General features: G+C 65.9%; 7 protein-coding genes. 2 read left to right on the plus strand and 5 right to left on the minus strand.

The window, feature by feature from the left end; genetic code table 11:
- Nucleotides 1-203: 203 nt before the first annotated feature.
- Nucleotides 204-1,760 (minus strand): RNA polymerase sigma factor, encoded by a 1,557-nt coding sequence (locus tag ABF648_RS11030; protein WP_415632310.1) that lies wholly within the window; start codon nucleotides 1,758-1,760, stop codon nucleotides 204-206.
- A gap of 232 nt (nucleotides 1,761-1,992) precedes the next feature.
- Between ABF648_RS11030 and ABF648_RS11035 the strand changes: the two genes are divergently transcribed.
- Nucleotides 1,993-2,919: an RNA polymerase sigma factor RpoD/SigA gene (locus ABF648_RS11035; protein WP_415632311.1), complete on the plus strand. Its 927-nt coding sequence runs from the start codon at nucleotides 1,993-1,995 to the stop codon at nucleotides 2,917-2,919.
- A gap of 55 nt (nucleotides 2,920-2,974) precedes the next feature.
- Here the strand turns inward: ABF648_RS11035 and ABF648_RS11040 are convergent, their stop codons facing one another.
- From ABF648_RS11040 to ABF648_RS11050, 3 genes are all read right to left on the minus strand, one after another.
- Complete coding sequence (locus ABF648_RS11040; RefSeq protein WP_415632312.1) at nucleotides 2,975-3,847, minus strand: acyl-CoA thioesterase; 873 nt, start codon at nucleotides 3,845-3,847, stop codon at nucleotides 2,975-2,977.
- Nucleotides 3,848-3,928: 81 nt separating this feature from the next.
- Nucleotides 3,929-7,846 (minus strand): ATP-dependent RNA helicase HrpA, encoded by a 3,918-nt coding sequence (gene hrpA, locus ABF648_RS11045; protein WP_415632313.1) that lies wholly within the window; start codon nucleotides 7,844-7,846, stop codon nucleotides 3,929-3,931.
- A 29-nt stretch (nucleotides 7,847-7,875) separates the two neighbouring features.
- Complete coding sequence (locus tag ABF648_RS11050) at nucleotides 7,876-8,811, minus strand: AEC family transporter (protein ID WP_415632314.1); 936 nt, start codon at nucleotides 8,809-8,811, stop codon at nucleotides 7,876-7,878.
- Nucleotides 8,812-8,929: 118 nt separating this feature from the next.
- Here ABF648_RS11050 and ABF648_RS11055 point away from each other — a divergent pair, with 118 nt between their 5' ends.
- On the plus strand, nucleotides 8,930-9,877 hold the full coding sequence (locus ABF648_RS11055; RefSeq protein WP_415632315.1) for a sugar-binding transcriptional regulator: 948 nt from the start codon (nucleotides 8,930-8,932) through the stop codon (nucleotides 9,875-9,877).
- A gap of 107 nt (nucleotides 9,878-9,984) precedes the next feature.
- On the opposite strand, the gene ABF648_RS11060 is transcribed toward ABF648_RS11055, so the two are convergent.
- Nucleotides 9,985-10,855: heterodisulfide reductase-related iron-sulfur binding cluster (locus tag ABF648_RS11060; RefSeq protein ID WP_415632316.1), on the minus strand; the 871-nt coding region annotated here is incomplete at its 5' end.

Genomic DNA, 10,855 nt, shown 5'->3' on the forward strand with positions numbered 1-10,855 from the left:
CCCCGCGCCCACCCCAACAACACACCCTTATATGCCTGGGTCAATATAAATTGGTGGGGCGCCGCAAATAACACGTGGGCGGGGGGTTTATAAACCCCCCCCCCCCCAGCCCAGTTCTTCTTGTCTGTTGTTGTCCCCCTCGCCTGTGACACCTGCCGCGTCTGCGATGGCCGTGCCGCTCGCAGTACGTGAGGGGCACCAGCTCAGTCGAGATAGTCGCGCAGCACTTGCGAGCGGCTGGGATGACGCAGCTTGGACATCGTCTTGGACTCGATCTGGCGGATCCGCTCACGGGTCACGCCGTAGACCTTGCCGATCTCGTCGAGTGTCTTGGGCTGGCCGTCGGTGAGCCCGAAGCGCATCGACACCACGCCGGCCTCGCGCTCGCTCAGCGTGTCGAGCACATCGTGCAGCTGCTCCTGCAGCAGGGTGAAGTTCACCGCGTCGGCCGGCACGATGGCCTCGGAGTCCTCGATGAGGTCGCCGAACTCTGAGTCGCCGTCCTCGCCGAGCGGGGTGTGCAGGGAGATCGGCTCACGTCCGTACTTCTGCACCTCGACCACCTTCTCCGGCGTCATGTCGAGTTCTTTGGCGAGCTCTTCGGGGGTGGGTTCACGGCCGAGATCCTGCAGCATCTGGCGCTGCACGCGGGCCAGCTTGTTGATCACCTCAACCATGTGCACCGGGATGCGGATGGTGCGCGCCTGGTCGGCCATGGCGCGGGTGATGGCCTGCTTGATCCACCACGTGGCATAGGTGGAGAACTTGTATCCCTTGGTGTAGTCGAACTTCTCGACTGCCCTGATCAGGCCCAGATTGCCTTCCTGGATCAAGTCGAGGAAGAGCATGCCGCGACCGGTATAGCGCTTCGCCAGGCTCACCACGAGACGAAGATTCGCCTCGAGGAGATGATTCTTCGCCCTGTGCCCGTCCTGGGCGATCCACTCGTAATCCTCGAAATCACCGGCGGCGACCGAGTCGCCCTCCTTGGTGATCTGTTCGTCGGCGAACAGTCCGGCTTCGATCCGTTTCGCGAGGTCGACCTCCTGGGCCGCATTGAGCAGGGCGACCTTGCCGATCTGCTTGAGGTAGTCCTTCACCGGGTCGGCGGTCGCACCGGCAACCGTGACCTGCTGCTCTGGCTCGTCGTCATCATCGGAGTCGTTCAGGCTGAAGCCCTGGTCCTCCTTGATCTTGGCCTCGTCCTTCTCGGCCTGGTGCTTGTCGAATTTCGAGTCGTCGACGTCGTCGAGATTGCGCTTCTTGCCTCCGGTGCGGACGACGATGTCGTTTCCGTCGCGCTCGAAGGTGACCTCGACCCCGTCCGCGGTAACCGTCCCCTTCGCCTGACCGGCGATGGCTGCGGTGACGGACGCCTTGGAGGGCGTACGGGAAACTGCCTTCTTGGAACGGCTCGAGGACTTGCTGGCAGTCTTCGAGGTGGTGCCCCTGGACTTGGAGGCCTTCTTCGTCGCGGTCTTCGCCGCTGGGGCCTTCTCGGCCGACGCCGTGGAACCCGTTGACTTGGAGCTCGCCGTCCGGCGAGTCCTGGTCTTCTTGGCCGGGGCTGCCTCGTCTGTCACGGGCGCTGCCTCCTTCGCCACGGGATCAGCAGCCGAAGTCGAAGCTGTTACTCGAACCGTCACAAGTGACCTTCCAGGATGCGAAAACTGGCTGCTGACCGCCGGGGTCAGGGTGCGCACAAGCCAGCTGTTGTCAACGGTGCGCAGCGTCCAGTGTGGCACGCGCGTACTGAGCATCCAACATCAGGAGGCCCCTTTCCGGCTCGTCAGGGGTACGCTGACCATTTCGTTCCGGTACGGGTTGTGTTCCGATGCAGGTGGTCCTGCGGTGTCACGCTGCGGCCACAAGGTCAGACCATGGTTGCAGCCATACCCGCAACCCCTACTCTTTTCAAATATTTCCCGTGTTCTGGCATGGTTCTTACACAGATCCGCGTTGAAGACTGTCGACGACACGAAAGGGAAGCCCATGGATTCGAAAACTCGTGTGCGCAACAACGACGGCATTGACGGCAAGGACTCAGTCGGCCTCTACCTGGAATCAATTGCGAAGACGCCGCTGCTGAGTGCGGCCGAGGAGGTCGAGCTCGCGCGGCTGATCGAGGCCGGGCAGTTTGCCCGGGCGATTCTTCGCGGTGACGCCGAGACCACTCTCGACGTGACCTCCGAAGAGCTCCGCGACATCGCCGATGAGGGTGACCGCGCCATGCAGCACTTCGTCCGAGCCAACCTCAGGCTCGTCGTTTCGGTGGCCCGCAAGTACGGCCGCTCCCAAATGCCTCTGCTCGATCTCGTGCAGGAGGGCAATACCGGTCTCATCCGCGCCGTCGAGAAGTTCGACTACGCGAAGGGATTCAAGTTCTCCACCTATGCCACCTGGTGGGTGCGACAGGCCATCAGCCGCGGTATCGCCCAGCAGGGACGCATCGTACGGCTGCCGGTGCACGTGGCAGAACAGGTCAACCAGATCTCCGCAGTGCGGCGCAATCTCGAACGCAAGCTCGGGCGCGAACCCGAGACCGTTGAGATCGCCGAGGAGCTCGGTGTGGACGAGAGCAAGGTGATCGACCTCATCCGCTACTCCAGGGAACACATCTCCCTCGATGCTCCGGTGGAGGACGACGGGGACACCTCGCTGGGCGATCTCATTGCCCGCGAGACGGCACCCGGCCCCGACGAACTGGTGCTGGACGCAGAAGACCGTTCCCGCCTGGAGTCCATGCTGTCCGGCCTCGACGAGCGCTCCGCCGATGTGATGCGGCGACGTTACGGACTTCTTGACGGCAGGCAGGCCAAGCTGTCCGACATCGGAGCCGTCTGGGGTATCACCGCAGAAAGGGTCCGTCAGATCGAGAGGGCGGCGCTCAACCAGCTGCGTGCCACATCGGCAGCCTGACGCCTCACAGTACTGAGGCCTCGCAACAGCAACCTCCGGATGCCCTTCGGCTGACTCAGCTGAAGGGCATCCTGTCGTCCACCACCCTGATCAGTCCCTCCTGGGCGCAGGACGCGATGAGCTTCTGGTTCTGGAACAGCCTTCCGGTGCCCATCCCCAGTGAGTGACTCGCTGACGGAGAGAGCAGGTCGTAGAGCAACCACTGATCGGCGCGGGGCCTGCGGTGGAACCACATGACGTGATCGATGGAGGCGAACTGCAAATTTCTGGAGACGAAGTCCACATTGTGCGGGATCACCGCCACCGGCAGCAGGGTCAGATCTGAAAGATAGGCCAGGATCGCCTGGTGCACGGCGATCTCGTCGGGCAACGGCCCTGTGGTGCGCACCCAGACCCTCAGGTGGCCGCGGTGGTTGGCCGGGGCGATGAGTCCGCCCTCGGTCGAGTCACCGGCGAAGCGCACCTCCAGCGCATCCCACTCGTGCCACATGGCGCCGGTGCCGCTGCGCTCCTCGCTGACCTCCCCTATCGTCGGGCAGTCCTCGGGCGCAGGCACTCCGTGGGGTTCAGGATCGCTGTGGTCGAAGCCGTCCTCCAGCTCGTGGAAGGAGCTGGACATCGTGAAGATGGCCCTGCCGTCCTGGACCGCGGTGACACGCCGGGCGGAGAAGGTGTGGCCGTCACGGACTGTCTCCACCATGTATTCGATGTCGTTGTGGGCGTCTCCCGGCCGAATGAAATAGGCATCAAGGGAATGCGCGATGCGCTTGTCGGGGACTGTCGCATAGGCGGCCATCAGCGCCTGGGCGAGCACCTGCCCGCCGTAGGTGCGCTGCATCCTGGTGCGCGGGTGACGTCCGACGAAGACCTTGTCGGGCGCTGGTTCCAGGCGCAGCAGGTCGACGAGTTCAGCGGTGGTGGCGGGCATGGGGCTACTCTGCCACGCGCCGCCGGACCATGGCGGCCCCTGACACTTCTGTGCGGCTGATGAACCCGGCGATCCGTGGGCTCAGTTGAGCTGCTCCCTGGCTGCGGCGATGGCCCTGCGTATCCGCTTGGCGGAAACGGTGACGGAGGTGCGCAGGGATTGGGCGAAGACCTGCACCCGCAGCTCCTCCAGCAGGAAGCCGATGTCGTCCACCGCATCAGGCAGTGGGCCTCTGGGCAGCTGGGCGCACAGTTCGTCGAATTCGGCGGCCAGCTCGTCGATTCCGGCCTGCAGCTGCTCGTCATGGGCCGGATTCGCGCTGGCGGCGCTCAGCCGCTGGGCGGCCGCCGCCAGATAGCGCGGCAGGTGGTCGTACCAGGGATCGCGGGTGAAGGAGATGAAGCCGGGAAAGACCAGATTCTCCACCTGGGCAGTGACGTCTTCGCGGGCACCTGCGGGCGCGGCGGGAAGCCCTTGGCGCACCCGCTGCAGATTCTCCAGGGCCTTCGCCGCGGTGGCCACCACATCGCGCATCCGGTCGGCCTGCGCCTGTCGCACCTGGAGCGCCAGCTCGTCGTACTGGGCGTGCGTGCGCACCTGGGCCGGATCGGTGAGGCTGTGGGCGATTCGGTCCACCGCCTTGAGGCGAGCGTCCACGAGCAGGTCGCCGATACCCGGATAGGGGCTGTTGCCCAGCCACAGCTTGTCCTGATTGCCCAGGTGGGAGACGACCCATCGGCTGGGGTCCGGGTTGGTGAGCACGAGCAGCCGCCTCACGGCCAGGGCATGGCTCCTGGCCTGGCGGGCCGGGCTGTCCAGCACCACGATGGCGACCGAGTCGCCGTCATCGCGCAGTGCTGGATAACCGATCGCGTTGACGCCTTTTCGGGTGAAGCGTCTGGTGGCTTCGATGTCACCGAATGACCAGTCGGTGAAACCAGTCCGGGCCCTGGCGGAGGCCTCGCGGGTCAACGTCTGGGAGACGCGTTGTGCCAGACTCTGCTTGAGCTGAGCGAGCTCCTTGCCTGTCCTGGTCTGCTTCGTGCCAACGACGGTGAAGCTCACCCGGAGGTGGCCCGGCACCTTGCCAGGCGCCCAGTCCCCCGGGTCCACGTGCACCCCGGTGACGGCCTGCAGCGCCCGTCCGAGTTCCTCATGGAACCAGGCCTGGTGATCGGGTTCATGCCCGCGCAGCCAGTGCAGCGCCTCCCTGGCCCTGTCCGGGGCTGGAACCAGCGAGGTGCGCACCGATTTCGGCAGCGCGCGGATCAGTTCGGTGGCCAATTCGGCGCGCAACCCCGGTACCTGCCAGCTGAACGGCTGCGGGCTGAGCTGGTTGAGGGAGGCGAGTGGAACCGTGACGGTGACCCCATCGCTGCCCGAGCCGGGCTCGAAGACATAGCTCACCGGCAGGCTCAGCTCCCCGGCCTCCCAGTGGTCGGGGAAGTCGGAGGCCTCCACCCCGCCGGCCTCATCGCGGACCAGGTCGTTCTCGTGCAGATCCAGCAAGCTGTGGTCATCGAGGTGGTCCCACCAGGCGTCGAAGCTGGCTCCGGAATGCACCTGCGAGGGGATTCTGCCGTCGTAGAAGTCGAAGATCGTCTGGTCGTCGACGAGCAGGTCGCGGCGTCTGGTGCGCTCCTCCATCTCCTCGATCTGTGCGATCAGACGCCGATTCCGATCCAGGAAGCCATGGTCTCCGTGCCGCACGTCGGGCACCCAGGCCTGTTCGACCAGGCCGCTGCGGATGAAGATGTCGCGCGCCGCGACGGGGTCGATCCGCCCGAAGTCGATCGGCCGCCCGGAGATGACGGGCACCCCGTAGAGGCTGATCTTCTCGTAGGCCAGTACCCCGGCGGTGCTGCTGGACCAGTGCGGTTCGGAGTAGTTGTGCTTCAGCAGGTGCGCGCCCACCTGTTCGATCCATGACGCCTGCACCTCGGCGCAGGTACGGGCCCACAGCCGGCTGGTCTCCACCAGCTCGACGGCCATCACCAGTTCCGGGCCGTGCGAGGCCAGCGCGGAACCAGGCTGGATCGTGAAGTGGCTTCCCCGGGCGCCGAGATACTCCCGCGGCCCCTTGCGGCGCCGCCGCCCGCGATGTGCATCGTGGGTCCTGGGTTGCTCCTGCTCCTGCAACCCGACGTGGGACAGCAGCCCGGCAAGCACGGCGGTGAGCACGGCATCCACCGTGGCAGCTTGCCGATTGCGGGGCAGCTTGAGGTCGTCGTCCACCCGGCGCAGCTGGGCGCGTAGATCCGACCACTCGCGCACTCGCATGTAGTTCAGGTATTCCCGCCGGCAGCGGCGGCGGAATTGGTTTCCTGACAAGGCTTTTCGCTGCCTGTGCAGATAGCACCACAGCCGCCAGATGGCCCAGATGTCACCGCCCTCATCGGGGGGCTCCTTGGTGAATTCGCCACCGCGTCCCTCATGCACGGTGTAGCGCGCCGGCTCGGCAGGGTTGCTGGTGACGGAGGGAACGGTGGCGGAATCTGGCTCGAGGACGGCGTCGTGGAAGAAACGCCGATGCAGTTGGTCGGCCTTCTGGCGCTCGTCGGCCGGGCGTTCCCGCACATCCTGGATGGCCAGCGAGGCGACGATCACCTCCATCTCGCGAAGGCAGCCGAGCCGTCCTGCCTCGACCAGCATCCGGCCGAGGCGCGGATCGATGGGAAGCGCGGCGAGTTGACGGCCCACCGGTGTCAGCCGCGGACGGCGCCTGTCGCCGCCCTTGAGCGCTCCGAGCTCGTCGAGCAGCCGGATGCCGTCGGTGACTTGTGCCTTCTCTGGCGGTTCGACGAAGGGGAAGGTGACGATGTCGCCCAGTTCGGCCTGGGCCATCCTCAGGATCACCGAGGCGAGATTGGTGCGCAGAATCTCCGGCTCGGTGAATTCCGGGCGGGCCAGGTAGTCCTCCTCGGAGTACAGCCGGAGGCACACGCCAGGCGCCACACGCCCGCATCGTCCGGCGCGCTGGTCGGCGCTCGCCCGGCTGATGGCCTCGATGGGAAGCCGTTGCACCTTGGTGCGCGAGGAGTAGCGCGAGATGCGGGCGAGGCCGGTGTCGATGACGCAGCGGATGCCCGGCACGGTGAGCGAGGTCTCGGCCACATTGGTGGCCAGCACCACGCGACGCCCGGTGTGCGAGGAGAAGACCCGGTGCTGTTCGGCTGCGGACAGCCGCGCGTACAGCGGCACCACCTCTGTGTCATGGAAGCGGGCGCCCTCGATCGCCCTGGTCGCCTCGCGTATCTCACGCTCGCCGGAGAGGAAGACGAGCACATCGCCTCGGCCAGCGAGCTCGCGCAGGCCGGACACGATCGCTGCCGAGACGTCCTGGTCATCGGCCTGGTCACCCTCCGCGCCCCCGATCGGCCGGTAGCGCACCTCCACCGGGAAGGTGCGCCCCGACACCTCGACGATGGGTGCCGGATGTCCCTCCGGGTCGGCGAAGTGCTCGGCGAATCGTTCGGTGTCGATCGTGGCGGAGGTGATGATCACCTTGAGATCTGGCCGAGCGGGCAGCAGTTGCTTGAGATAGCCCAGCAGGAAGTCGATGTTGAGCGAACGCTCATGGGCCTCGTCGATGATGATCGTGTCGTAGCGCCGCAGCTGCCGGTCGTGGTTGATCTCCGCCAGCATCACGCCGTCGGTCATCACCTTGACCCTGGTCTGGCGTCCGGCCTGGCGGGTGAAGCGCACCTGGTAGCCGACCACATCGCCCAGCGGCACGGCCATCTCGTCGGCCAGCCGCTCGGCGACGGTGCGCGCGGCGATCCGGCGGGGCTGGGTGTGCCCGATGCTGCGCCGGCCGAGCTGCAGGCAGATCTTGGGGATCTGGGTGGTCTTGCCCGAGCCGGTCTCGCCTGCCACGACGACCACCTGGTGGTGCTCCAACAGCTCGGAGATCTGCTCGACGTGGGCGCTGATCGGCAATGCCGGATCGTATTCGATCCGCGGTTCGCGGACATCGGCGGTTGCACGGTCCTGGGTCATGACTGGTCAAGCCTACCCAGCAGCGAGCATCACCAGATGACGTGCACCAGCGCGGCGAAACCGGCGATGGTGGCGATGGAGCAGATCGTCGTGACGAGGATGACATCTCGCGCGAAGCCCTCCGCCGTGGCATAGCGGGAGGAGAACACGAAGACATTCTGTGCCGTGGGCAGGCCGGCCATCACGACCGCGGCCAGGGCGGTCTCCCGATTCACACCGAGCAGCAGGCAGAAGGCAAGGGCAACGAACGGCTGGACGAAGAGTTTGATCGCGCTCACCGTGATCGTCTCCGAGGAATGCCGCATCTGGAGCTTCGGGCCGCAGCGCAGCGAGATGCCGTAGGCGATGAGCATGCAGGGCACGGCCAGGCCGCCCAGCATCGAGAGAGTGCTCTCGGCAAGTTGCGGCACCCTGAACCCGGCAAGGTTCACCACCAGACCGGACAGCACACCGATGGTCATGGGATTGCGCAGCGGGACCGTCGCATTGGATATCCAGGATGCCGTCCGGCCACTGTGCCTGGTCTCCAACAGGTCGAGCACGCTCAGCCCGATCGGTTGCAGGAAGCCCTGCTGCATGAGCAGTATGGGCGCCACCCAGGAGGTGTCCTTCATGACATAGGCGGCGATCGGCAGGCCCATGTTGTTCGCATTGACATAGCAGGAGCAGAACGCGCCGATCACGGAGTGCCCGGCATGCGGGTGCCAGCGAATCCGCGCCAGCACGAGGTAGAGGCCACCGGAGATGATCACCGAGGCCAGCGCCACGATGACGTTCTTGGAGAAGATGCGCGCCACATCGGCGTGGGAGAGTGTGACGAACATCAGGGCCGGCATGCCGAGTGTGAAGGACAACTTGTTGAGCACGAATTCGCCGGCTGTGTCCATCACTCGCAGCTGTGCGAGCAGCATCCCCAGACCGATCACCACCCAGATGGTGGTGAATCCGCTGAGCACGTCGAGCACGGCCTCACAGTTTACGCACTGGGGTGGGGCGGCTCATCGGCGTTGCGCCCCTGAAGTGGGCCGGGAGGACTGAGAAGATCCTCCCCTAGACTGGGGCGACGCGAGAACGGGGAGCACAGTGGCGCATGACAACGAGCTGTATCGCGCAGCTCTGCTGTACTACATCCAGGGCGAATCGATGGAGGCCATTGCCCGGCAACTCGATGTCTCCCGTTCCACTGTCTCCCGTCACCTCAAGCAGGCCCGTGAAACCGGCCTGGTGAGGATCACTCTCAATGCTCCGGACGAATCGTCCTCGCGGCTGGAATCCGGCTTCGAGAAGCGCTTCGGGGTGCGCACCCACATCGTCACGATGCGCGACTCGGTGAGCGAAGTCGCCCGGTTGGATCGCGTGTCGAAGGTGGCGGTCAATTTCATCACCGATGCCATTCAGGACAACATGACCGTGGGCCTGGCCTGGGGCACCACGCTCGCCGCCGTGGCGAATCATCTGGTGTCGAAGCGCGTCTCAGGCTGCACGATGGTGCAGCTCAATGGCGCCGCGAACGACCGGACCACCGGCATCGACTACGTCTCGAACATCATGTCCCGCTTCACCAGGGCATTCGAGGCCGAATCGATCCTGTTCCCGGTGCCCGCCTTCTTCGACTACACGAGTACCCGCGAGGCACTGTGGCGGGAGCGGTCCATCACCCGGGTGAGGGCGATACAGGAGCAGTGCGAACTGGCGGTGTTCAGCGTGGGCTCCTTCACCAGCGAATTGCCCTCGCATGTCTACTCGTCGGGCTATCTCGACGATGGCGAACGCACCGGCCTGGCGCAGGACCACGTGGTGGGCGATGTGTGCACCATCCTGCTGCGCAGTGACGGCAGCTGGGCCGACATCGCCCTCAACGCCAGGGCGTCTGGGCCGACGCCCACGCAGTTGCGCAGCATCCCGAGGCGCATCTGCGTTGTCTCCGGAGCGGGCAAGGCCGCGCCCTTGCTGGCGGCACTGCGTGCCAGGGTGATGACCGATCTCATCGTCGACCTGCAGACCGCCAACGCGGTGCTCGCCCTGCGCTAGCGCAGCGGCAATTCGGGGGCCGGCGCGAGTCCCCGGTCCCCGGAATTCCGGAACTGAGGCCGCCGCCACGGCTCGTATCGAGCGCGCTGACGGTCAGTCCAGGCGATTCAGACGGTGCGCGAGTAGATGTCCGAGAGGCCGTAGGCGGCGTGGATCACGTGGATCGGGTGCGCCGTGGGAACCCCTGAACCGGATCGGATCTGCCAGCGGCAGGTCTCGGTGTCGCAGATCGCCAGCCGCGGGTTGACGGCCCTCGCCTTCTCGAACAAGGGCTTGCCGACCGCCTGGGCGACGTCGAACTTCTCCTTCTTCAGGCCGTAGGTGCCTGCGATACCGCAGCAGTTCTCCCCCGATTCGACGACCTCCACGCCGGGCACCAGCTCCATCAACCGGATGGCCGGCATGCCCATGCCCTGCGCCTTGAGCTGGCAGGGCGCGTGGTAGAGGAATTTGATGTCGATGTGCTCGAAGTCGGTCGGCAGATCGCCCTGGTCGTAGAGGTCCAGCAGGAACTCGCAGGTCTCACGCATCCGGGCACCGACCTCGGTCACGACGGGATCGTTGACGCCCATGATCTCGTGCGCCTCGTGCTTGACCATACCGACGCATGAGCCGGAGCTGGAGACGATGGTGGGTTCCCTGCCGGCGGCGGTGAGGTCCTCGCACAGCTTGCGTACCTTGGCCCGGGCGCCGTTGAACAGGCCGTTGGACTGTTCGGCCAACCCGCAGCAACCCTGCTTGGGCACGATCACCTGGTAGCCGAGATGTTCGAAGACCTCGATGGTCTTCCTGGAGGTCTCCACCTCGAAGTAGCCGCCCGCGCAGCCGGTGAAGAAGATCAGTGGCCCACGATCGGGCTGGCCCGCCCCCCGGGGGGGCGGGGGCGGGCGCGGGCTGTGGCCCGCCCCGGGGGTGTGGGGGTGAGGCCCCGCGCGCCGGGGGGGTCGGGGGCCGCCCCCGCCCCGCAAGGCCTCCCTC

It is taken from the genome of Propionibacterium sp. (genome assembly GCF_047719395.1).
Lineage (GTDB): Bacteria > Actinomycetota > Actinomycetes > Propionibacteriales > Propionibacteriaceae > Propionibacterium.